Source organism: Streptomyces sp. NPDC038280 (assembly GCF_055600045.1).
Window position 1 is genome coordinate 162,264 of record NZ_JBVJYZ010000003.1, and the last position, 21,514, is coordinate 183,777.

The 21,514-nt window shown below is 71.3% G+C and carries 19 protein-coding genes and 2 pseudogenes; 12 read left to right on the forward strand and 9 right to left on the reverse strand.

All coding sequences use genetic code 11. From position 1 onward, the window contains the following. The first annotated feature begins 150 nt into the window (after positions 1-150). Entirely contained in the window at positions 151-1,767 is a 1,617-nt protein-coding gene (locus ACZ7J0_RS09075; RefSeq protein ID WP_470885442.1) for a peptide-N4-asparagine amidase, read from the forward strand. Positions 1,768-1,800: 33 nt separating this feature from the next. Here ACZ7J0_RS09075 and ACZ7J0_RS09080 read toward each other — a convergent pair whose 3' ends face one another. Further along, entirely contained in the window at positions 1,801-4,725 is a 2,925-nt protein-coding gene (locus ACZ7J0_RS09080; RefSeq protein WP_470885444.1) for an FAD-binding and (Fe-S)-binding domain-containing protein, read from the reverse strand. Positions 4,726-4,802: 77 nt separating this feature from the next. Next, complete coding sequence (locus ACZ7J0_RS09085; protein WP_470885445.1) at positions 4,803-5,246, reverse strand: MarR family winged helix-turn-helix transcriptional regulator; 444 nt, start codon at positions 5,244-5,246, stop codon at positions 4,803-4,805. Between the two features lie 139 nt (positions 5,247-5,385). On the opposite strand from ACZ7J0_RS09085, the gene ACZ7J0_RS09090 reads away from it, so the two are divergent. After that, the gene (locus tag ACZ7J0_RS09090) at positions 5,386-7,194 is read left to right on the forward strand and encodes an ABC transporter ATP-binding protein (RefSeq protein WP_470885447.1); all 1,809 of its coding nucleotides are present in this window, start codon (positions 5,386-5,388) and stop codon (positions 7,192-7,194) included. 222 nt (positions 7,195-7,416) lie between these two features. Here the strand turns inward: ACZ7J0_RS09090 and ACZ7J0_RS09095 are convergent, their stop codons facing one another. Next, complete coding sequence (locus ACZ7J0_RS09095; RefSeq protein WP_470885449.1) at positions 7,417-8,532, reverse strand: NAD(P)-binding domain-containing protein; 1,116 nt, start codon at positions 8,530-8,532, stop codon at positions 7,417-7,419. A 112-nt stretch (positions 8,533-8,644) separates the two neighbouring features. Between ACZ7J0_RS09095 and ACZ7J0_RS09100 the strand changes: the two genes are divergently transcribed. From ACZ7J0_RS09100 to ACZ7J0_RS09120, 5 genes are all read left to right on the forward strand, one after another. Further along, a complete protein-coding gene (locus ACZ7J0_RS09100) occupies positions 8,645-9,067 on the forward strand; it encodes a secondary thiamine-phosphate synthase enzyme YjbQ (RefSeq protein ID WP_470885450.1) in 423 nt (140 codons plus the stop codon). Positions 9,068-9,422: 355 nt separating this feature from the next. Beyond that, a complete protein-coding gene (locus tag ACZ7J0_RS09105) occupies positions 9,423-9,998 on the forward strand; it encodes a hypothetical protein (RefSeq protein ID WP_470885452.1) in 576 nt (191 codons plus the stop codon). Continuing rightward, positions 9,995-11,209: an MAB_1171c family putative transporter gene (locus ACZ7J0_RS09110; RefSeq protein ID WP_470885453.1), complete on the forward strand. Its 1,215-nt coding sequence runs from the start codon at positions 9,995-9,997 to the stop codon at positions 11,207-11,209. The genes ACZ7J0_RS09105 and ACZ7J0_RS09110 overlap by 4 nt, the downstream gene beginning before the upstream one ends. Further along, complete coding sequence (locus ACZ7J0_RS09115) at positions 11,206-12,177, forward strand: DNA-binding protein (RefSeq protein WP_470885455.1); 972 nt, start codon at positions 11,206-11,208, stop codon at positions 12,175-12,177. Before ACZ7J0_RS09110 ends, ACZ7J0_RS09115 begins: the two co-directional genes overlap by 4 nt. A 52-nt stretch (positions 12,178-12,229) precedes the next feature. Then, positions 12,230-12,706: a DUF3574 domain-containing protein gene (locus ACZ7J0_RS09120; RefSeq protein ID WP_470885457.1), complete on the forward strand. Its 477-nt coding sequence runs from the start codon at positions 12,230-12,232 to the stop codon at positions 12,704-12,706. 33 nt (positions 12,707-12,739) lie between these two features. On the opposite strand, the pseudogene ACZ7J0_RS09125 reads toward ACZ7J0_RS09120, so the two are convergent. Further along, positions 12,740-13,474, reverse strand: a pseudogene (locus ACZ7J0_RS09125) (NAD(P)-dependent oxidoreductase); the annotation flags it as partial. A gap of 285 nt (positions 13,475-13,759) precedes the next feature. Between ACZ7J0_RS09125 and ACZ7J0_RS09130 the strand changes: the two are divergent. From ACZ7J0_RS09130 to ACZ7J0_RS09145, 4 genes are all read left to right on the forward strand, one after another. Beyond that, positions 13,760-13,963: a cold-shock protein gene (locus tag ACZ7J0_RS09130; RefSeq protein WP_370097065.1), complete on the forward strand. Its 204-nt coding sequence runs from the start codon at positions 13,760-13,762 to the stop codon at positions 13,961-13,963. A 220-nt stretch (positions 13,964-14,183) separates the two neighbouring features. Further along, positions 14,184-15,665, forward strand: a complete 1,482-nt coding sequence (locus ACZ7J0_RS09135; RefSeq protein ID WP_470885459.1) for a DEAD/DEAH box helicase — start codon at positions 14,184-14,186, stop codon at positions 15,663-15,665. Between the two features lie 83 nt (positions 15,666-15,748). Then, on the forward strand, positions 15,749-16,015 hold the full coding sequence (locus tag ACZ7J0_RS09140) for an SCO5918 family protein (protein WP_470885461.1): 267 nt from the start codon (positions 15,749-15,751) through the stop codon (positions 16,013-16,015). 159 nt (positions 16,016-16,174) lie between these two features. Next, positions 16,175-17,446 carry an MFS transporter gene (locus ACZ7J0_RS09145; protein ID WP_470885463.1) on the forward strand — a complete coding sequence of 424 codons (1,272 nt, stop codon included), beginning with the start codon at positions 16,175-16,177 and terminating at the stop codon, positions 17,444-17,446. 23 nt (positions 17,447-17,469) lie between these two features. Here ACZ7J0_RS09145 and ACZ7J0_RS09150 read toward each other — a convergent pair. The 4 genes and pseudogenes from ACZ7J0_RS09150 to ACZ7J0_RS09165 all read right to left on the reverse strand — a co-directional run bounded on the left by ACZ7J0_RS09150 (position 17,470) and on the right by ACZ7J0_RS09165 (position 19,858). Next, positions 17,470-17,837: pseudogene (locus ACZ7J0_RS09150) on the reverse strand (cupin domain-containing protein). A 136-nt stretch (positions 17,838-17,973) separates the two neighbouring features. Next, the gene (locus ACZ7J0_RS09155) at positions 17,974-18,651 is read right to left on the reverse strand and encodes an HAD family hydrolase (protein ID WP_470885465.1); all 678 of its coding nucleotides are present in this window, start codon (positions 18,649-18,651) and stop codon (positions 17,974-17,976) included. Positions 18,652-18,678: 27 nt separating this feature from the next. Next, positions 18,679-19,173: an Lrp/AsnC family transcriptional regulator gene (locus ACZ7J0_RS09160; protein WP_470885467.1), complete on the reverse strand. Its 495-nt coding sequence runs from the start codon at positions 19,171-19,173 to the stop codon at positions 18,679-18,681. A 166-nt stretch (positions 19,174-19,339) separates the two neighbouring features. Continuing rightward, complete coding sequence (locus tag ACZ7J0_RS09165) at positions 19,340-19,858, reverse strand: AMIN-like domain-containing (lipo)protein (protein ID WP_470886032.1); 519 nt, start codon at positions 19,856-19,858, stop codon at positions 19,340-19,342. Positions 19,859-19,996: 138 nt separating this feature from the next. Between ACZ7J0_RS09165 and ACZ7J0_RS09170 the strand changes: the two genes are divergently transcribed. Further along, the gene (locus ACZ7J0_RS09170) at positions 19,997-20,632 is read left to right on the forward strand and encodes a DUF6629 family protein (protein ID WP_470885469.1); all 636 of its coding nucleotides are present in this window, start codon (positions 19,997-19,999) and stop codon (positions 20,630-20,632) included. Positions 20,633-20,658: 26 nt separating this feature from the next. Here the strand turns inward: ACZ7J0_RS09170 and ACZ7J0_RS09175 are convergent, their stop codons facing one another. After that, the gene (locus tag ACZ7J0_RS09175; RefSeq protein ID WP_470885471.1) at positions 20,659-21,507 is read right to left on the reverse strand and encodes an amino acid ABC transporter ATP-binding protein; all 849 of its coding nucleotides are present in this window, start codon (positions 21,505-21,507) and stop codon (positions 20,659-20,661) included. Between the last annotated feature and the right edge of the window lie 7 nt (positions 21,508-21,514).

The following is a 21,514-nucleotide window of genomic DNA, read 5'->3' on the forward strand; positions in this document are numbered from 1 at the left end:
GGCTCTTCGGCGGGTGGAGGAATCCGTGCAAGGTTCGCCGTTCGGACCCGGGGTCGGCAATCGATTTTTCCGCACGGGGGCACATAACGCGCCAAGATCGAACAACGTACCCTGGCGCGAACATCCCTTCGCGCGCTTCACTCCGGACCCATGAGACGACAGAGGATCACGAGCGCGCTCAGCGGTCTCGCGGTCGCCGCGCTGACCGCGGGAACCCTGTTCGGCGCGGGCCCGGCGGTCGCGGCCGAAACGCCCCCCGCCGAGTTCGGAAGCGACTGGCACGACCCGCTCACCGCCGCCCCACCGGTCGCGAAACCGGACACCCGCTCCTGCGAAGTGACCCTTGCGGAGGCCCAGTTCCGCGACTTCACGCCGTACCGGGGGAGCTACACACCCCCCAAGGAATGCGGCGACCGGTGGAGCACGGTGGTGCTCCGGCTCGACGGAAGCGTGAAGGGCCGTCAGTACGACCGGCTCGGCCACCTTTCCCTCGGCGGTGTGGAAATCCTGCGCACCTCGACCCCGCAGCCCTCGCCCGACGGCATCACCTGGTCGGTCGAGAAGGACGTCACCCGCTACAGCGACGTACTGAGCCGGCCGCAGCCGGTCGAGATGCTCATCGGCAACGTCGTCAACGACGTCTATACGGGTGTCTTCGACGTCAAGGTGACGCTGACGTTCTACGCCTCCCGGGGACGGCCGCCGGCCGCGCGGGACGAGGCCGCCCCGATACCCGACAAGGTCCTTCCGCTCGACGCGGCGACGCTGACGACCCCGCGCAACACCGAGCGCGTCCTCGCCGAGGTGTACGCCACGGGCTCCGGCGGCGGCTGCGAGGAGTACTGGTACATGACGACGCCCGACGCGGCGCCCTACTCCTGCAAGGCGTCCGGCGGCCCGTACCGTGAGGTGCGGATCGCGGTGGACGGGAAGCTCGCCGGAATCGCCGCCCCCTTCCCCACCGTTTGGACCGGCGGCTGGTCCAACCCCTTCCTCTGGTACGTCACACCCGGCCCCCGGGCCTTCGACGTCCAGCCGGTCGTCTATGACCTGACGCCCTTCGCCGCACTGTTCAACGACGGGCGCGCCCACCGCGTGGAGGTGTCGGTCGCAGGGGTCCCCGAGGGGCAGAGCGGCTGGAGCACCCCCACCAACCTGCTTCTCTGGCAGGACCACGGCCGCGCCGTCGTCACCGGCGCCCTGACCCGACACGAACAGAGCCGTCCCGTCAACTCCTCGGTGTACACCGCTGGTTCGCCCCACCGCCTGGACACCGAGGGCGGACACCGGCTCACGGTGGCCGGATATCTCGACACCTCGCACGGCAGGGTCGCCACCACCGTCACCCGCTCCCTCGCCCACACCTCCGCGCACCGCTGGACGGACGGCGAGAACCAGGACGCGCTCACGGCGACGTGGACCGATGACGAGAGCGTGACCAGCGGCCGGACGACGACCCGCACCCGTCGCGCGTACACCATGGACGGCGAGACGACCCTGGGCGCCGGTGACCGCCTGCGCACGGTCCTGTCGCTCGGGGACCGCGCCGACACCGTCGTCGTGAGCGGCGGCAGGCGCCTGTCGGTCACCCACCTCGACCACGGGTACTCGGGGGACGCCACCTACACCGCGAACGTCCCGCGCGACCAGCGCCACGCCGTCGGTACCACCACCGACCACTACCGGCTGCGGGGCACTGGCGGCTGCTACGACCGGACCGTACGGACGGCCCAGGGGACGCTCGTCGAGGACCGCCTCCGCTGCTGAGGCGTACGGGTGTCGGCCGGCGCGCGGCCCCTGTCAGCCGCGCGTCGCCCGCTCCAGTTCCAGCAGCGCCGAGTAGTAGCGGCGGCCCGTCGCCCGGTCCATCCCGATCTCGCACATGCGATTCGCCGAGAGATGGACGTCGAAGGGGCGGGAGGTCACCTCGGCCGCCTCGCGGGCCGTCGCGGACGCGGTCAGTTCCTTGTGGAGCATGCCCCGGTCACCCGCGAAGGCGCAGCAGCCGGCGTCGTCCGGGACCACGACCTCCTCGGCGCAGGCCGCGGCGATCGCCGTCAGCCGGTCCTCGTCGCCGAGGTGCCGCATCGAGCACGTCGGGTGGACGACCGCTGAGCCGACCCTCCTGACCACGGTGAGGTGCGGGAGCAGCTCGTCCGCGGCCCACACGAGGGAGTCCACGACGGTGAGTTCGGCGTGCAGCTCCCGGTTGTCGTCGGTGAGGTACGGCACCACTTCGCGCGCGATGCCCAGCGTGCACGAGGAGGCGTCGACGACCAGCGGGAGCCGCCCGCCGGCCGTCCACCCCCAGGCGGCCTCGACGATCCGGTTGGCCATCACCGCGTTGCCCGCGTCGTAGCCCTTGGAGTTCCAGATGGTCGCGCAGCAGGTGCCCGGGACGTCGTCCGGGATCCAGACCGGCTTCCCGGCCCGCGCCGAGAGCGCCACCACGGCCTCGGGGAGCGAGCGGCCGCCCGTCTCCACGGTCCCGCCGAAGATCCGGTTCACACACGACGGGTAGTAGACGGCGACCGCGTCGGGCCTGCTCGTACGCGGCAGCTCGCGGGCGGCCGCGCCGGGGATCTCCGGCAGCCACTCCGGTACGAGGTCGGGGCGGACCGCCATCCGGGCGAGGCCCGTCACCGACCGGACGAACCGCTCGCCGAGCACGTCCGCCGCCGCCACCGCCAGCCGCGCGGAGACCTCCACCGCCCCGAAGCTCCGCGCGCCGAGCGCGGCGATCCGCCGCCCGCCGCGGGTATGCCGCTTGGCGCGGAAGTCCTTCATGAGCGCACCCGTGTCGATCCCCACCGGACAGGCGAGCTTGCACGTCGAGTCACCGGCGCAGGTGTCAACGGCGTCGTAGCCGTAGGCCGCCAGCAGCCCCGCCTCGACGGGGGAGCCGTCCACCTGGCGCATCATCTCCCGCCGCAGGGCGATCCGCTGACGCGGAGTGGTGGTCAGGTCCCCGCTGGGACACGTCGGTTCGCAGAAACCGCACTCGATGCACGCGTCGACCAGCGGCTCGACGCGGGGCATGGTCTTCAGTCCCCGCACATGCGCGTGCGGGTCGCGGTCGAGGACCACCCGCGGCGCGAGGACCCCGTCGGGGTCGATGAGCTGCTTGACCCGCCACATCAGCGCCGTCGCCTTCGGCCCCCACTCCAGCTCCAGGAACGGCGCGAGATTGCGGCCCGTCGCGTGTTCCGCCTTGAGCGAGCCGTCGAACCGCTCCACGGTCAGCCGGCAGAAGTCGTCCATGAAGGCGGCGTAGCGCGCGACATCGGCGGGGTCGGCCGCGTCGAAGGCGAGCAGGAAGTGCAGATTGCCGTGGGCGGCGTGGCCCGCCACGGCCGCGTCGAACCCGTGCCGCTCCTGCAGGGCGACCAGCGCCTCGCAGGCCTCCGCGAGGCGGCCCGGCGGCACGGCGAAATCCTCGGTGATCAGGGTCGTACCGGCAGGGCGGGAGCCGCCGACGGCCGTCACGAAGGCCTTGCGGGCCTTCCAGTAGCCGCCGACGGTCCGCGCGTCGCGGGTGAAGGCGTTGGTGACAGACGCGGCCGGCGCGACCGTGTCGAGCCGGGCGAGGACCTCGGCTGCTGCCGCCTCGAAGCCCTCCAGGGCGGCCGTGTCGCGCGCCCGGAACTCGACCAGGAGCGCCGTGGTCCCCCGGGGCAGCTCCGCCCAGTCGGCCGGAACCCCGGGCACGCTGACCGAGGCCCGCAGGGTGTTGCCGTCCATCAGCTCGACGGCCACGGCCCCCGCCTCGTTGAAGAGCGGGACGGCCTCGGCGGCCGACGCGAGGGACGGGAAGAAGAGCAGCGCCGACGAGGTCTCGCGGTCCAGCGGCAGGGTGTCGAAGACGATGTCCGAGAGGAAGCCGAGCGTGCCCTGCGAGCCCACCATCAGCCCCCGCAGGATCTCCACCGGCGTGGCGCCGTCGAGGAAGGCGTCCAGACGGTAGCCGTGGGTGTTCTTGATCTCGTACTTGGCGCGGATGCGGGCGGTGAGGGCGGCGTCGGCCTCGATCTCGGCCTTGAGCGCGAGAAGCCCCCGGCAGAGCACGGGCTCGGCGCGGGCGAGCACGTCGTCGGCGGTCGGGTCTCCGGTGTCCACCATCGTGCCGCTGGGCAGGACGAAGGTCAGCGACGAGACGGTCCGGTACGCGTTGCGCGCCGTGCCGGCGGTCATCCCCGAGGCGTTGTTGGCGACGACTCCACCGACCGTGCAGGCGACGGCGCTCGCCGGGTCGGGGCCGAGGACCCTGCCGTGTCGGGCCAGCGCCGCGTTGGCCCGGGCGACGGTGGTCCCGGGTCGGATACGGGCCCGGGCGCCGCCGTCCAGGACCTCGACGCCCGCCCAGTGGCGCCGCACGTCGACGAGGATGTCCTCGCCCTGCGCCTGGCCGTTGAGGCTGGTCCCGGCCGCCCGGAAGACGACCTCGCGCCCCTTGCCGTGCGCGTACGAAAGGACGGTGGAGATGTCGTCGATGTCCTCGGCGACCACGACGACCTGCGGGATGAAGCGGTACGGGCTGGCGTCGGATGCGTATCTGACGAGGTCGGAGATCCTCCAGAGCACCTTGTGGGGTCCGAGCAGCGCGCCGAGCTCGGCGCGCAGGGGAGTGGGTGTGCCATGGGCGTGGAGATCGGGAACCCGGTCGGAGGACGGACCCCGCGTGCCACCCGGACGGAGTGCTTGCGGATTGGGCTCCAGCAGTGGCATGGCACGGTCCCCTCGGCGGTGGCGTACGCACCCGTCGGCGCGCACCCACTACGGCTCGACAGCGGCTCGGCAACGGCTCAGCAGCGGCGCTCCGGCGCGACGTCGACCAGAGCGGACAGCAGCCCGCCGAGCACCTCCCGCTGATCGACGGTCAATGGAGCAAGGATGTCCTCTGCGGCCGCCCGGCGCGCGCTGCGCAGCTGCCGCAGCGTGGCGCGTCCCTCGTCCGTGAGCTCGATACGGATCACCCGGCGGTTCGTCGGATCGGGGACCCGGCGGACCCGGCCGCCCGCTTCCAGGGCGTCCACCAGGGTGGTCACCGCGCGGGGCACGACCTCCAGACGCTGGGCGAGATCGGCCATCCGCGGCGGTGCCTCGTAATGGGCGACCGTGCGCAGCAGTCGGGACTGCGCAGGGGTGATCCCGACCGGCTCCAGGTGGCGCTTCTGGATGCGGTGGAGCCGGCGGGTCAGCCGCAGGAGCTGCTCGGCCAGCAGGCCGTCGGCGTCGGGGGTGCTCATGCGGGGAACAATATCAGGACCCCGCTCATTGTGAGTATAGGTAACAATGAGCTAAGCTCTTCCCGTTTCACCGTCGTGGAGCCCCGAACTCCCCGCGCCACGTACCGTCACGGCGGTCCCGATCCCTACGAAGGAGCCCATGCGCATCCACGCAGAGTCCGACTGGACACCACCCCCCAGAGAACCCGACCAGCCGCCGGCCCAGCTGCGGCGCATCGTCCGGCTCTTCCACCCCTACCGCGGCCGGCTCGCCGTCGTCGGCCTGCTCGTCGCCGCCTCCTCGCTGGTCTCGGTCGCCTCGCCCTTCCTGTTGCGCGAGATCCTCGACACCGCGATCCCGCAGGGCCGCACGGGCCTGCTCAGCCTGCTCGCCCTCGGCATGATCGCGACCGCCGTCGTCACGAGCGTCTTCGGTGTGCTCCAGACCCTGATCTCCACCACCGTCGGCCAGCGCGTCATGCACGACCTGCGCACCGCCGTCTACGCCCAGCTGCAGCGCATGCCACTCGCCTTCTTCACCCGGACGCGCACGGGCGAGGTCCAGTCCCGCATCGCCAACGACATCGGCGGCATGCAGGCGACGGTCACCTCCACCGCGACGTCCCTCGTCTCGAACCTCACGGCCGTCATCGCCACCGTCGTCGCGATGCTCGCGCTCGACTGGCGGCTCACGCTCGTCTCGCTGCTCCTGCTGCCGCTGTTCGTGTGGATCAGCCGCCGGGTGGGCCGCGAGCGCAAGAAGATCACCACGCAGCGCCAGAAGCAGATGGCGGCGATGGCGGCGACAGTGACAGAGTCGCTCTCCGTCAGCGGCATCCTCCTCGGCCGCACCATGGGCCGGGCCGACTCCCTGACGACGTCCTTCGCCAGTGAGTCCGAGCGCCTGGTCGACCTCGAAGTGCGCGCCTCCATGGCCGGACGGTGGCGGATGTCCACCATCGGCATCGTCATGGCCGCCATGCCCGCCCTGATCTACTGGGCCGCCGGCCTCACCCTCGGGGCGGGCGCGCCCGCGATCTCCATCGGCACCCTGGTCGCCTTCGTCTCGCTCCAGCAGGGCCTCTTCCGGCCCGCCGTGAGCCTGCTCTCCACCGGAGTGCAGATCCAGACCTCGCTCGCCCTCTTCCAGCGGATCTTCGAGTACCTCGACCTTCCGGTCGACATCACCGAGCCCGAGAAGCCCGTCCGGCTGGAGGAGATCCGCGGAGCCGTGCGCTTCGAGGACGTGGACTTCCACTACGAGACCAAGAACGGCCCGACCCTGTCCGGCGTCGACGTCACCGTCCCGGCGGGCGGATCGCTCGCGGTCGTCGGCCCGACCGGCTCCGGCAAGTCCACCCTGAGCTACCTCGTGCCGAGGTTGTACGACGTGACCGGCGGCCGCGTCACCCTCGACGGCGTCGACGTCCGCGACCTCGACTTCGACACCCTCGCCCGCGCGGTGGGCGTCGTCTCCCAGGAGACCTACCTCTTCCACGCCTCCGTTGCCGACAACCTGCGCTTCGCCAAGCCCGACGCGACGGACGAGGAGATCGAGGAGGCCGCCCGCGCGGCCCAGATCCACGACCACATCGCCTCGCTGCCCGACGGATACGACACCCTCGTCGGAGAGCGCGGCTACCGCTTCTCCGGCGGCGAGAAGCAGCGCCTGGCGATCGCGCGCACGATCCTGCGCGACCCGCCGGTGCTCATCCTCGACGAGGCGACCAGCGCCCTGGACACCCGTACCGAGTACGCCGTGCAGCAGGCCATTGACGCGCTCTCCGCCGGTCGCACCACGATCACCATCGCCCACCGTCTCTCCACCGTCCGCGACGCGGACCAGATCGTGGTCCTCGAAGGCGGACGCATAGCGGAGCGCGGCACCCATGAGGAGCTGCTCGACCGGGACGGCCGCTATGCCGCGCTGGTGCGGGGAGACGCGGAGTTGGCACGGACGGCTTCCTGAGGCCCAAGGTCGTGTCCGGAAAATCTTGCCTGGCGTGCGACGCCCTGCACGCACGCTCGCCGCGTTGCCGACATGCCCGAGTAGCTCCGCTACGAGGGCATCCCGGCGCCTTGCGATCGCACGCACCGGACGCCGCGCGCCCCGCCCTTCGGGCGGACGGCCATACTTTCCGGACACTCCCAAGGGCCCAGAAGGTCAGTGGTGCGGGGGCGCCGGTGCCGACTAGGCCGGAACCGTCTCTCCGGCCCCGGCCGGGACCGTTCCGCGCCGCAGCAGGCGTCGGATCTCGGTCACGGCCGCGCGGCCCGCGCGATTCGCGCCGATCGTGGAGGCCGAAGGCCCGTACCCGACCAGATGGATGCGCTCGTCGCGCACCGCGCTGGTGCCCTCGACCTTGATGCCCCCACCCGTCTCTCGCAGCTTCAGCGGTGCCAGGTGGTCGATCGCGGCGCGGAATCCGGTCGCCCACAGAATCACGTCCGCGTCCACCGTGCGGCCGTCGGCCCAGGCCACACCCGTCGGGGTGATCCGGTCGAACATCGGCTGCCTGTCGAGGACGCCTCTGGCCTGTGCGGCCCGTATCGCGTCCGTGAGCGGCAACCCGGTCACCGACACCACACTCTGCGGTGGCAGCCCGCGCCGTACGCGCTCCTCCACCATGGCGACGGCCGCCCGGCCCTCCATCTCGCCGAACGGACCGTCCCGGTAGACCGGCTCCCGGCGCGTCACCCACGTCGTCTCCGCCGCCGTGTCGGCGATCTCCATCAGATGCTGGGTGCCGGACGCCCCGCCGCCCACCACGACGACCCGCTGCCCGGCGAAATCCTCGGGGCCCGGGTAGTCCGCCGTGTGCAGCTGCCGCCCGCGGAAGGTCTCCTGGCCCGGATACCGGGGCCAGAACGGCCGGTCCCAGGTACCCGTGGCGTTGATCAGGGCCCGCGTCGCGTACGTACCGTCCGACGGGCCCGCGGTCTCGACGAGAAGCCGCCCGTCCCGGCCCTCCCGCACCGCCGTCACATCCACCGGGCGGTGGACCCGTAGGTCGAACGCCTCCTCGTACGCGGTGAAGTACCCGCCGATCACCTCCGACGACGGGCGGCTGCCGTCCGCCCCGGTCAGCTCCATGCCGGGCAGCGCGTGCATCCCGTGGACCTTGCCGTACGTCAGCGAGGGCCAGCGGAACTGCCACGCGCCGCCGGCCCGTGGCGCGTGATCGAGGACGACGAAGTCCCGGTCCGGCTCGAGACCGGCGCGCCGCAGATGGTAGGCGGCGGACAGCCCCGCCTGACCGGCGCCGATCACCACGACGTCCACCTCGTGTACCCCGAAATCGTTCACGATTCCACCAACCGCGCGACGCGTCCGGATCTTCCCGCGACCGCCTCGGCGATCCGGGCGGGAGTCAGATGTCGGTGCCCGGATACCGCGCACCGGGCGCGAGACTGTTCCCATGCCCGATGTCTTCAGCACCGAGATCCTCGATGTCACCACAGGCCGCTCCGAGACGGTGACGGACCTGACCCACGCGTGCGAGGAGTTCCTCGCACGCACGGCCGCGGGCCGGGACGGTCTGCTCAACCTCTTCGTCCCCCACGCCACGGCCGGCCTCGCCATCCTCGAAACGGGGGCCGGCAGCGACGACGACCTCCTCAGCGCCCTCCATCACCTCCTGCCGGCCGACGACCGCTGGCAACATCGGCACGGCAGCCCGGGGCACGGCCGTGACCACGTCCTCCCGGCCCTCGTCCCGCCCCATGCCACCCTCCCGGTGCTCGCCGGGCGCCTGGAGCTGGGGACCTGGCAGTCGGTCTGCCTCGTCGACACCAACAAGGACAACCCGGAGCGGCGGGTGCGGCTGAGTTTCCTGGGCTGACGCGTCCCGCGTATCGGCGGGCTTCTCCGCCAACTGCCTGTGCCACCGCGTCGCCTGAAAATCAATAGGGCATGGCCGAAAATCGCCCGGGCCGCTCCCGGGCCGCGAGCGTACGACGTGGCCCGCCGAGGTAAGGGACGGCATCCCGCGCACCAGGATGGCCGGAACGGAACTCACCCAGCGCAGTGGCCAGTTGACCGTGTGGCATCATGGCCGCGTTGTCCACTCGGGGATCAAGAGACCTGGGCCGCAGGCGCGTCGAGGCGGAGAGTCGTCGTTCTTCGCGCTGACCGGAGGCGCGGACAACAGCGTGACCGGGCGAGGGCGACCGCTGGGGTTCGCCGGAGGACTGAGGATGAAGTTACCTGGCTCTGCGTCACCGTCCTCCGCGGACAGGCGGCTCAGGCGCCGCCTCAGGGAGGTCCGCCAGACCTGTGAGGGACTGCTCGGCCAGTGGGGCATGGAGCACGGGTGCGGCATCGACGAACTCCACACCTATCTCACCGTCCAGCGCGACCGCGCGATCCATCTGGTGCCGGCGCCCTTCCCCGAGCGTCATCTGTTCGGCCTCTGGCTCAAGATGGACGACTTCGACGTCATCGCCTTCGAGAAGGCCGCCTCGCCGTCGCACAAGGAACACATCATCGCCCATGAACTGGCGCACATCGCCTTCGACCACCGAGGGTCCGTGCAACTCGATCAGAACGACTCGACCCAGCTGTTCTCGGACGTCGACCCCGCGGCCGTACGGAGCATGCTGATGCGCTCCCGCTACAGCGACCACGAGGAACTGGAGGCCGAGACGATGGCGTCGCTGATCCTGGCCCGGGCCACCAAGCGATGGACCGAACCTGCCTGGGGCGTGCCCGACGAGGCCGCCGAGATCGTCGCGCGCATCGAGAACGGCCTCGGGAAGCCGGACCAGGGATGAGCGTGATCTACGGAATCCTCGCGTGGGTCTGCGCCATCGGCGGCCTCGCGGCGTTCGCCTACCGGCTCCCGGACCTGCTGCGCCGAAAGCAGGACATCGCCCTGTGGGCGCTCTGCGTCTACTTCCTCTGCTCCGGCATCAGCTTCCTGGTCGACCTCGACCTCCTGCGGCTGCACATCTCCGCCTTCTTCGGGCTGCCGAACATCACCTCACTGATCACCCAGGTGGCGGTGGTGGTGCTCACCGCGGCCCAGCAGGTCGTCCTCGTCTACTGGTCGTCCCCGCCGGCCGAGGCCCGGCGCATGGCGCGCCACCGCGTGCTGTTCTTCGGCGCCGCGCTCTGCGTCCTCGTGATCGCCTCGTTCGTCGTCGGTCCCGTGGCACAGTCCGAAACGGCGACGTCGACGATCCTGCTCAGCATCCAGGACGGCGGATACGCCCTCTACATGTCCTTCTACCTGCTGATCTGCGCCGTGGGACAGTTCGAGACCGTGCGCCTGTCCCTGCGCTTCACCAAGATGGCCAACCGTCAGTGGCTGGCGGTCGGCATGCGCACCGTCACCGTCGGCGCGAGCCTCATCCTGGTGTACTGCGTCACCCGCGGCATCCAGATCGCCGGCACCAGGCTGCACTTCGACGGATCGGGCCTCGACCCCATCCAGTGGAGCAGCGGCAGCATCGGCGCCCTGCTCCAGATCACCGGCTGGACCATTCCCTCCTGGGGCACCCGCATCACCCGCGCCCTGGGCTGGATCCGCAGTTACCGCTCCTACCTGCGCCTGCGCCCCCTGTGGTGGGCCCTCTACCAGGCGTCGCCGGACATCGCGCTCGACCCGCCGCGGTCCTGGCCGCGCGACCTCATCCCGCCCCGGGACGTGCACTACAGCCTCTACCGGCGCGTCATCGAGATACGCGACGGGCAGCTGATGCTCCGCACCTCGCTCTCGCTCGCGGACTTCTCCCGGGTGGCCCGCTCCCTCGAACTCCCCGAGGACCCCACTTCGCCCCTGGGTGAAGCGCTGCAGGTCCGTGCCGTACTGAGCCGCCCGGCCGACGAGCGGGCCGAGCAGGCCGACGCCTCCGACATCCCCGAGCGCCCGCCCTACGAGGACTTCCACGACGAGGTGGAGTGGCTCACCAAGGTCGCCTCGTCGTTCACCGCTCTCGGCCAGGGCCGTCCCGGGCGCGCCGACGCCGGTCTCCTGTCATGACGGAGCCGGCCCCGGCCGGCCCGCCCCGCACCTCGGTGACAGGCGAGGACCCCGACGACGCACGGGTGCTCCCGCTGGCCGTCCACACCATTGAGCGCCTCGTGGCCCTCGACGCCGAACACGGTGCGACGGCCGCGGTGCCCGCCGTACGCGAGGCCCTGCGCCGCGTCCCGGACCTCTCGGCCGCCCCGGGCAGTCTGCGCGGCAAGGGCAGCGACCGGCTCGCCGCCCTGGCCGAGCTGTGCGAGGTCATCGGCTGGATCCTCTTCGACGCCGGGTTCCACCGCGAGGCAGCACGCATGAACGCGCGCTCCCTGGCCCTGGCGGAACTGTGCGGTGACCGCTCCACGGCCCGGCTGGTCCTGCTGAACCACAGCATGCTCCAGGCCCATACCGGCCGGCCCAGGGCCGCCCTGGACACCGCCGCCCGCGTGAGCGGTCCGCGCGCTCTCCCCGCCAGGGTCGCCGGCCTCGTTCTGATCCGCCAAGCGCACGCGGTCGCCATGCTGGGCGACCAGCACGCCTCCGTGGAGCTGATCTCCCACGCCCAGAGCCGGTTCCTGGACGGAGTCTCCCGCCGCGACCCGCACTGGGCGTGGTGGATCGACCAGACGGAACTGACCGGCCACGAGGGCTGGGTGATGGCCAGGCTCCGCCGGTGGAACCGCGCCCTGCCCCTTCTGCACCAGGCGGCCACGGCACCCGGTCCCTCCTACCGCCACCTGTTCACGGCGGAACTCCTCGCGGCCCTGGCGGGCGCCGGTGCCTGGAGCGAGGCGGAGGACCTCATCGGGCAGCTCGCTCCCCGCGCCGCGGCCATCGGGTCCGTACGGACGACCGAGACGCTCGCCAGGACGGCGACCGGACTGCGCCGACGCCCGGAGGCTCCCGCGGCCCTGCGGGACGCGGCCGTCTTCCTGCTGGAATGCCTCGCCGCCCCGGCGCCCCCGACCCACCCTCCACTGTGAACACCCCCGCGGACACCCGCGATCTCCAGAACGCACAACAGACAGGGACTCGATGAGACACATACGGATATCCACGCCCGCGGCCGCTGTCCTCGCAGCGGTCGTCCTTCTCTTCGCCTCCGGAGCACCGGTGTCCGAAGTGGTCTTCGGCACTCCGGCCGCCTCGGTGTCCGCCGAGCAGCCCGCCGTCGAGCGGGGCCGCCCGTATGTGTCGACCCATCTCTACTTCGGCACCGGCCGTCACAACGGCAACCCGCCCATCACCGACGAGCAGTTCATGAAGTTCGTCGCCGACGTGATCACCCCGCGCTTCCCGTCCGGGCTGACCATTCAGGAGGGACGCGGTCAGTGGCGTGACAAGGACGGGGACATCAACCGGGAGCGGTCGTACGAGCTGACGGTGCTCTACCCCGTGACGGAGGCGCCGGACGTGGACGCCGACATCGAGTACATCCGGCGCCTGTACTGCACGATCTACGGACTGGAGTCCGTGGGGCGTGCCGACGTCCGGGCGCGGGCGGACTTCTGACCCACGCCCCTCGAGGCCGCGCCCCGCGGGCCCTCAGCCCAGACGGCGCACCGGGGCGCCGGCCAGGAACGCCTGGATGTTCTCCACGGCCTGGCCGTAGTACGTCGCGTAGTTGGCCCGGGAGCCATAGCCCAGGTGCGGCGTGGCGAGCAGGCGCGGAGCCGAGCGCAGCGGGTGGTCGGTGGGCAGCGGCTCGATGTCGAAGACGTCGACGCCGGCGCCGGCGATGCGGCCCTCCCGCAGAGCGGTGAGCAGGGCGTCCTGGTCGACGATCGCCGCCCGTGAGGTGTTGACCAGGTACGCCGTCGGCTTGAGCAGGGCCAGCTCCGCCGCGCCGAGCAGGCCACGGGTGCGGTCTCCGAGTGCCAGATGTACGGAGACGAAGTCGCTGCTCGCGAGGAGCTCGTCCTTGGAGGGGGCGAGCTCCACCCCCGCCTCGTCGGCGCGCTCCTTGGTGAGGTTCTGGCTCCAGGCCACCACTTCCATGCCGAAGGCGAGACCGACCCGGGCGACCCGGCTGCCGATCTTGCCGAGACCCAGCAGGCCGAGCCGGCGCCCGTGCAGATCGGCGCCGACGGTGCTCTGCCAGGGCCCGGCCTCGCGCAGGGCGGTGTTCTCGGCCACGAGGCCCCGGGCCAGGCCGAGCAGGAGGGCCCAGGTGAGTTCGACCGGCGGGGTGGCGGAGCTCGCGGTGCCGCAGACGGTAGCGCCGTGGGCCTCCGCGGCGGCGTGGTCAATCACCGAGTTGCGCATGCCGGAGGCGATCAGACGTGCCGGCGGCGGACCCCATACCAGTCTTCTCCTTCGTGTCCCTCGCGGGTTCGCCCATCCGGCCCAGCCGGAGAGGACATTTTCCCCCGGCTCGTAAATTTCCGCCGTGCTACTGTTGAGGTAGTTGCAGTTGTGGTTCCCATAAACGTGAAATTTTGACGGCTCCGGCCGTCGGACACTTTTGTATTTCCGGTGCTTTCTTTCCGGATGGGGCAATCATCACGGCGACGCCGGGGTCCGCACAGTGCGGGTCCCCGGGCACAGCCCCGAAGGAGATATGACATGGCAACTGGCACCGTCAAGTGGTTCAACGCGGAAAAGGGCTTCGGCTTCATCGAGCAGGACGGTGGCGGCCCCGACGTCTTCGCCCACTACTCGAACATCGCCACGTCCGGCTTCCGTGAGCTGCAGGAGGGCCAGAAGGTGAACTTCGACGTCACGCAGGGCCAGAAGGGCCCGCAGGCCGAGAACATCGTTCCCGCCTGACGCTGACGCACTACGCAGCTGGGGCCCGCACCAGGGGTGCGGGCCCCAGCTCGTTGATGTCCGCCCGGCATGAGCCGGGCCCGGCCGTCCCATCCGGTGGCATTCCGGTCATGGGCGGCCTGCTTCATTTCAGTCTTCACCCGGCTCGTTCCTGCAATTCTTCGGAAATTCATTTTCGCCGAGAATTCCTCGATACGTGCCATATCGAGGAAGGTTCTTCATGAACCGCTCAGCTCGCACGAACGACCGCTACGCGGCTGCCCGCACGGGGCAGGGCCGTCCCGGTCCCCGCACCGGCGGAAACGGTCGCCGTCCCTCCGCGCCGCAGGGTGAGTTCGCGCTCCCCGTCACCGTCACCCCGCCCCTGCCGGCCGCCGAGGCCTTCGGGGAGCTCGACATGCCCGCTCCGCTGCTGGCCGCCCTGGCGGCCGAAGGCGTGAGCGTGCCGTTCCCGATCCAGGCGGCGACGCTGCCGAACTCCCTCGCAGGCCGTGACGTGCTGGGCCGGGGCCGTACCGGCTCCGGAAAGACCCTCGCCTTCGGCTTGGCCGTGCTCGCCCGCCTCGCCGGGCAGCGCGCCGAGGCACGCAAGCCGCTGGCGCTCGTGCTCGTCCCCACCCGGGAACTGGCCCAGCAGGTCACCGACGCGCTCACTCCGTACGCCCGGTCGCTGAAGCTCCGCATGGCCGCGGTGGTCGGCGGGATGTCGATCGGCCGCCAGGCGAGCGCGCTGCGCGGCGGCGCCGAAGTCGTCGTCGCCACGCCGGGACGGCTCAAGGACCTCGTCGAGCGCAAGGACTGCCGCCTGGACCGGGTGAGCATCACGGTCCTGGACGAGGCCGACCAGATGGCCGACATGGGCTTCATGCCGCAGGTCACCGAGCTGCTCGACCTGGTACGGCCCAACGGCCAGCGGATGCTGTTCTCCGCGACCCTGGACCGCAATGTCGACCTCCTCGTCCGCCAGTACCTGCACGACCCGGTCGTCCACTCGGTCGACCCCTCGGCGGGCGCGGTGACCACGATGGAGCACCACGTCCTGCACGTGCACCCGGCGGACAAGTACGCCACCGTGACCGAGATCGCGGCCCGCGACGGCCGGGTGATCATGTTCCTGGACACCAAGCACGCCGTCGACCAGCTCACCCGGCACCTGCGGGCGAGTGGCGTACGGGCCGAGGCCCTGCACGGCGGCAAGTCCCAGCCCCAGCGCACCCGTACGCTCGCCCAGTTCAAGACCGGCGACGTCACGGCCCTGGTCGCCACCAACGTCGCGGCGCGTGGCATCCACGTCGACAACCTCGACCTCGTCGTCAATGTCGACCCGCCCAGTGACCACAAGGACTACCTCCACCGCGGTGGCCGCACCGCCCGCGCCGGCGAGTCCGGCAGCGTCGTCACGCTGGTCACCCCCAACCAGCGCCGTGACATGGCCCGCCTCATGGCCGACGCGGGCATCCGCCCGCAGATCACCCAGGTCCGCTCCGGCGAGGCCGAGCTGAGCCGGATCACCGGCGCCCAGGCCCCCTCGGGCGTGCCCCTCGGCGGAGCGTCCCCCGTCTCGGAACGCCCCCGCAGCACCCCGTTCCGCGGTCTCGGAACGGGGCGGTCCGGCGGCTCGGGAGGCAACTCCCGTCGAGCCGTCGAGGCGCGGCAGGCCGCCGAGGCCCGCAAGGCCGCCCGGATCCGCCGTACCGCGTAGACCCCCGGGACAGTGCCGCCAACACCCCGGCGGCGCTGTCCCTTCGCTCCACCCGCCCCGTCCGCGACACCCTGTGAGGCACCATGCGTTTCGTCATCGCCCGCTATCCCTTCGATCTCACCAAGGCCGAAGTGCAGGAAGCGATGAAGGGCAAGAAGCCCGAGCCGGTCACCGGCGAATGCGTGATCATCGGCCGCCGGACCTATCCCGTGAAGCAGGTCGGCGAGGTCATCACCCGCCAGGACCGCCGCGACTTCACGGCCGCCGAGGTGACCCGCGCCCTGACCGGCCTCGGCTTCACCTGCCGCCCCGCCCCGCTGCCCCCGACTCCGCAGACGCCCGAGAGCTGAGGCGAGGTCGCCCGCGGACGGCACCGCACGGCGGTCGAAGGGCGGTGCCGAGGCCGTCCCGGGCGGTCCCTGGCGAGAGTCGCCGCCTCGAAATGGCCCACGTTCAATGCGAGGAAATGGTCCTGCCAATGGGGCCAACCCGGGCCTAGGTTGGGGGCCGTGAAGACATCGCACCGGCTGTTTCCGGCCCCAGGAGCCCCTCGGATCCTCGCCCTCGCCCAGCTCGGCAACTCGATCGGCGACGGCGCCTACTACGTCACCTCCGCGCTCTACTTCACGCACGTCATCGGTCTCGCCCCGGCGCGCGTCGGCCTCGGGCTGACGATCGCGTGGGCCATCGGTTCGGTCGTCGGGGTGCCGCTCGGCCGGGTGGCGGACCGGCGCGGGCCGCGCGGCGCGTCGGTGGCGCTCGCCGTCGCCACCAGTGCCGCCGTCGCGTCCTTCCTGGTCATCCGCTCGTTCCCGATGTTCCTGCTCGCCGCGGCCCTCTACGCCATCGCGCAGTCGGGCCTCGCCGCGGCCCGCCAGGCACTGCTGGCCGGCCTGATCGGCAAGAAGGAACGCACCGGTGTCCTGGCCCAGTTGCAGTCCACGCTCAACGCGGGGCTCGCCATCGGTGCCGCGCTCGGAGGCGTCGCCCTGCACTACGGGACACGGGACGCGTATCTCGCCGTCTTCGCGATGGACGCGGCCGGCTTCCTCGTCTGCGCGCTCACCCTGCTGCGGCTGCCCGGCGTGGCGCCCGTGCCGCAGATCAAGGGGGACGGCCTCGCCGTGCTGCGGGACCGCCCGTACACCGTCGTCACACTCCTCAACACCGTGCTCCTGCTGCGCATGCCGCTGCTCAGCCTCGGTATTCCGCTCTGGATCACGGAGCGCACCGCGGCCCCGGAGTGGCTGGTGTCGGCGCTGTTCGTCCTCAACACCCTCGCGGTGACGTTCCTTCAGGTCCGCACGGCTCGCGGCGTCACCTCAATCGCCGACGGGGCCAAGGCCGTTCTGCGGTCGGGCGTGATCATGCTCGCCGCCTGCGCGGTGTTCACGCTGTCCGCCGTCGGGGCATCGCCCTGGACCGCGACGGCGGCGCTGGTCGGCGGAGCGGTACTGCTGGTGATGTCCGAGATGCTCCAGTCGGCCGGCTCCTGGCAAATCGGCTTCGACCTGGCACCGGCCGACCGGGTGGGCGAGTACCAGGGCTTCTTCGGCGCGGGTGTGACGGTCGCCCGCACGATCGGGCCGCTGGTGCTCACCGCGCTGCTGGTGGGCTGGGGTACGCCCGGATGGCTGCTGCTCGGCGGGGTCGTCCTGATCGCGTCCTGCGCGATGGGTCCGGCGGCCCGCTGGGCCGAACGCTCCTCCTCGGCGGCAAGGACCGAGGCGCCCCGCGACACCCGCGAAGGTGACGGTCTGGTCATCGGCGCCGCCGGCTGACTCCCCGATGAGCGAGCGGCGCTTCAGCCCGCGCGCTGGGCGTAGTCGCCGAAGCCCTGCCAGTCGAGAACGACACAGGCCTCGTCACCCACGACCCAGGCGTCATGCCCGGGCGGGCAGACCATGGCGTCACCGGGACCGAACTCCTCCTCTGACCGTCGTTCATCCGGACCCTGATGCGGCCCGACAGGCAGTAGCCGGCGTGCGCGGCCTCGCAACTGTCGGTGCCGGCGATCGGCTTCACGTGCTCGGACCAGCGCCAGCCGGGCTGGAACGTGGCCTTCCCCAGTGGAGCGCCGCCCATGTCGACCAGCTCCAACTGCCCCTTACCCGCCTCGAAGGGGCGGGTTTCCTCCGGCGCTTCCAAGCTCTTCCTGATCAGACCGGCCATCGTGTCATCTCCTTGCCGGCTGCCCGTGCGGACATTGCCGCCGCGAGGACAGCCTTCGCTTTCAGGCTACGCCGACCCCCTGGACGCCGCCCGGTGTGCTTCGCCCGGTCCGGACGTCGGAGGACCACACCGGTCCTCAGCGGCGAAGCCAGTCGAGTGCGGCCTCGGCGGTGAACTCGCTCTGGCCGCCGCGGAACAGCAGTTCCGCCGTCCGGAACGCCGGATCGTCCGCCATCGCCGCCATGTACGGGATCGCGATACAGCGCATCCCCGCCGCGTGCGCCGCGAGCGCTCCGGGTGTCGCGTCCTCCAGGACCACGCACGCGGCCGGCTCCACGCCGAGCCGCCTCGCCGCCTCAAGGAACACATCCGGCTCCGGCTTTCCCCGCTCCACTTCCTCGGCCGAGACCAGCGTGGTCAGATGAGCCTCCAGGCCGGTGCCGTCGAGGACGGCGCGCATCGCCGCGAGCGACGAGCCGGACGCCACGGCCATCGGCACCTGGTGCGCGTGAAGCCGCTCGACGAACTTCCGCATCTCGGGGAACACCTCGGTCCGCGTCCGGGCCAGCTCGACATACGTCCGGTTGAGACGGTCCAGCAGCTCGTCGACGGGTGTGCCGATCCCGTACTCCCGGCCCAGGATCTCCAGGGTCTCGCGCGTGCCGATGCCGATGAACTCCGTGTGGCGTTCCCAGGTGAAGTCCTCGACACCGTGCGACCCGAGGAGACGGCGGGCCGCCTCGTAGTAGTTCGGCTCGCTGTCCACCAGCGTGCCGTCGAGATCGAAGACGACCGGGGTGCGCGGAGTGCTCATGGACCCCAGCATCTCAAGAGGGCCGGATCAGGGGCGCCGGCCCGCACCCTTCGCGGACGCCCGGCCCACCGCCTCCACCAGCGGCAGCAGCCGGTGCGGCACCCGCTCGCGCAGCGCCATCTCGGTCCTTGTGCGCACGACCCCGGGCAGCTGGATCAGGCGTTGGATGACGTCCTCCAGATGGCCGTTGTCGCGGGCGACCACCCGCGTCAGCAGGTCCCCGCCGCCGGTGATCGAGAACGCCTCCACGATCTCCGGGACGGCGGCGAGCGCGTCACCCACCTCGTCCAGATGGCCCTGGGTGACCTCGATGTGGACGAACGCGAGCACCGGGTGGCCGAGCGCGGCGGGGGAGAGGGCCGGCCCCGTGCCGGTGATCACCCCGTCGCGTTCCAGCTTGTCCAGTCTGGCCTGGAGGGTGCCGCGGGCGATCCCGAGGATCCGCGCGTACTCGCGCACGCTGGTGCGGGGCTGCTCGATGAGCAACCGCAGAATTCGGGTGTCGAGTTCGTCCACCGCCACGGTCCGTCGGCCTCCTCACGGCCCAGCAGTTCAGACATCGACTGTACCAATGGCTCACCCCTTCCAGCCTGCGTGGGTGCGGGAGCAGCCGCTCGGCCGCGCGGGGCCCGGACCGTGCCCCGCACGATCCGGGCCCCGCTCGTCCTGCCCGGCGCTGCCCTCCCTGTCAGGCGCGGCACCCGGGCATGTGCCTGATGTCGATCACGAAGCGTTCCGGCGAGTGCAGCGTGAACGTCTTGTACTGGGGCTTGGTGTCGAAGGCCGCTCCGAAGGTGACCACACCCTCGAAGTCGCCCGTCAGAGCGAGACCCTTGAGGCTGGGCAGGGCGATCCTGACCAGTTTGGGACCCTTGTAGACCGACTTGCCCGCGTCATTGTGAGCGGCGGCGGGCGACAGCTTGATCTCCAGGAAGTGCTTTCCGGCGAGCGGGACCTTGTTGCCCGAGCCGTCGTAACGCAGTTCCTTGACCGGCTTCACGGTGACCGGAGGCATCGTGCCCTTCACGTCGATGACGAGCCGGTCGAAGGTGGCGTGGCCGGCCCACCGGGCGTTGACCACGAGCGCGGTCGCGGGCGGCGCGGCCTGCGACTGCGGTGAGGATGCGGTGGCGGGGATCGTGGCACCGATCCCGGCGGTGAGAAGAATGCCGGCGGCGACGGCCGCGAGGCGCTGACGGTGAAGCATGACGTCCCCCAATTTCTCGTGATACGGGGACAGTGGTGTCACCAGGGAAGACATCCACCGAAATCATACGGTTCCAGGGATGTACCAGAATTACGGACTTCTCAGGTTTTTTCTTCTCGTCCGCCATCGGGGGCGCCCATGTGCTGGAACGCGACGGCCGACCTCGTGGCGGGCGCCGGAATCACCGTGTTCGGAGTCGCCTGCCTGGCGGGCGTACGCGGCGCCCGTGACGTGCCCCTCGCCGCGCTGCCGCTGCTTCTGGGCGCGCACCAGATCATCGAGTCGGTGGTGTGGCGCACGGGCGGCGGACCCGGCCCGGCGACGCTCGCCTGGGCGGTGATCGCCCTTCCGCTCCTGCCCCTGTGGGTGCCGCTGGGCGTCCTGTTCGCCGCGGACGCGCCGACCCGGCGGCGCCTCGTGGCCCCGGTGGCCGGCGGTGTCGTCACCGCGGGCGCCCTCGCGTACTGCCTCGCCACGCGGCCCGTGACGGCGGAGATCCGCGGTCACACCCTGGGGTACGTACTCGACCTGCCCCACGCGCCCCTGCTCGTCACGGGGTACCTGGTGGCCACCGTGGGGGCTCTGCTGCTCGCGGGCGACTCTCCGCTGCGGCTGCTGGGGGTTCTCACCGGAGGGGGAGCGGTGATCTGCGCCCTGCTGTGGCGCCTGGAGTTCGTCTCCACCTGGTGCGCCTTCGCTGCGGTGGCGTCCCTCGTCCTGCTGGTGTGGGTACGAGGGCGCCACCGCGGGAGGGCCGCGGTCCGCCGTCCCTGAGGAGATCCGGTCAGGGACAGGTGCGGTCAGGGACCTTCCTCGGTCACCGCGCCGCCGGGCTCACCACCGGCACCCGGCTCGTCGGCGGCCGCCGGGTCCAGGATGCGGTTGAGGAAGTCCCGTGTCCGCGGGTGCTGTGGATCGCCCACCACCTGCTCCGCCGGTCCCTGCTCGACGATGACCCCGCCGTCCATGAAAACGACCCGGTCGGCGACCTCCCGGGCGAAGCTCATCTCGTGGGTGACGACCATCATCGTCATCCCCTCGCCGGCGAGCACCCTCATGACCGCGAGGACCTCCCCGACGAGCTCAGGGTCGAGCGCCGAGGTGGGCTCGTCGAAGAGCATCACCTCAGGCCCCATCACCAGCGCCCGGGCGATCGCCACCCGCTGCTGCTGGCCGCCGGACAACTGCGCGGGATACGCGTCGGCCTTGTCCGCAAGGCCCACCCGGGCGAGGTTCTCCCGGGCGATCTCCGCCGCCCGCGCCTTGTCCCGCTTCAGTACGCGACGCTGCGGCAGCGTGAGGTTCTCGGTCACCGTCACGTGCGGGAAGAGGTTGAACTGCTGGAACACCATCCCGATGTTGCGGCGTACGGCGTCGATGTCGACATCGAGGTCGGTGACCTCGGTGCCGCCGACGAACACCTGGCCGGCGCTCGGTTCCTCCAGCAGGTTCACGCAGCGCAGCAGCGTCGACTTGCCCGAGCCCGAGGGGCCGATGACACAGACCACCTCGCCCCTGGCGATCTCCAGGTCGATCCCGCGCAACACTTCGTTGTCACCGAACGACTTGTGCAGGCCGCGGATGTCGATCTCGTTCCCCGAGCCCGGCGCGCTCGACGAGCCCTGTGACTTCTGTGGCATCTGTGACATCCCGTTC

Excerpts from the sequence above, each read along its gene's own strand:
- ACZ7J0_RS09155 (WP_470885465.1), bottom strand. The coding sequence starts at position 18,651 with ATGAGCACTCCGCGCACCCCGGTCGTCTTCGATCTCGACGGCACGCTG.
- ACZ7J0_RS09135 (WP_470885459.1), top strand. The coding sequence starts at position 14,184 with ATGAACCGCTCAGCTCGCACGAACGACCGCTACGCGGCTGCCCGCACG.
- ACZ7J0_RS09175 (WP_470885471.1), bottom strand. The coding sequence starts at position 21,507 with ATGTCACAGATGCCACAGAAGTCACAGGGCTCGTCGAGCGCGCCGGGC.
- ACZ7J0_RS09120 (WP_470885457.1), top strand. The coding sequence starts at position 12,230 with ATGAGACACATACGGATATCCACGCCCGCGGCCGCTGTCCTCGCAGCG.
- ACZ7J0_RS09170 (WP_470885469.1), top strand. The coding sequence starts at position 19,997 with ATGTGCTGGAACGCGACGGCCGACCTCGTGGCGGGCGCCGGAATCACC.
- ACZ7J0_RS09105 (WP_470885452.1), top strand. The coding sequence starts at position 9,423 with ATGAAGTTACCTGGCTCTGCGTCACCGTCCTCCGCGGACAGGCGGCTC.
- ACZ7J0_RS09080 (WP_470885444.1), bottom strand. The coding sequence starts at position 4,725 with ATGCCACTGCTGGAGCCCAATCCGCAAGCACTCCGTCCGGGTGGCACG.
- ACZ7J0_RS09085 (WP_470885445.1), bottom strand. The coding sequence starts at position 5,246 with ATGAGCACCCCCGACGCCGACGGCCTGCTGGCCGAGCAGCTCCTGCGG.
- ACZ7J0_RS09115 (WP_470885455.1), top strand. The coding sequence starts at position 11,206 with ATGACGGAGCCGGCCCCGGCCGGCCCGCCCCGCACCTCGGTGACAGGC.
- ACZ7J0_RS09165 (WP_470886032.1), bottom strand. The coding sequence starts at position 19,858 with ATGCTTCACCGTCAGCGCCTCGCGGCCGTCGCCGCCGGCATTCTTCTC.
- ACZ7J0_RS09075 (WP_470885442.1), top strand. The coding sequence starts at position 151 with ATGAGACGACAGAGGATCACGAGCGCGCTCAGCGGTCTCGCGGTCGCC.
- ACZ7J0_RS09140 (WP_470885461.1), top strand. The coding sequence starts at position 15,749 with ATGCGTTTCGTCATCGCCCGCTATCCCTTCGATCTCACCAAGGCCGAA.
- ACZ7J0_RS09090 (WP_470885447.1), top strand. The coding sequence starts at position 5,386 with ATGCGCATCCACGCAGAGTCCGACTGGACACCACCCCCCAGAGAACCC.
- ACZ7J0_RS09130 (WP_370097065.1), top strand. The coding sequence starts at position 13,760 with ATGGCAACTGGCACCGTCAAGTGGTTCAACGCGGAAAAGGGCTTCGGC.
- ACZ7J0_RS09110 (WP_470885453.1), top strand. The coding sequence starts at position 9,995 with ATGAGCGTGATCTACGGAATCCTCGCGTGGGTCTGCGCCATCGGCGGC.
- ACZ7J0_RS09100 (WP_470885450.1), top strand. The coding sequence starts at position 8,645 with ATGCCCGATGTCTTCAGCACCGAGATCCTCGATGTCACCACAGGCCGC.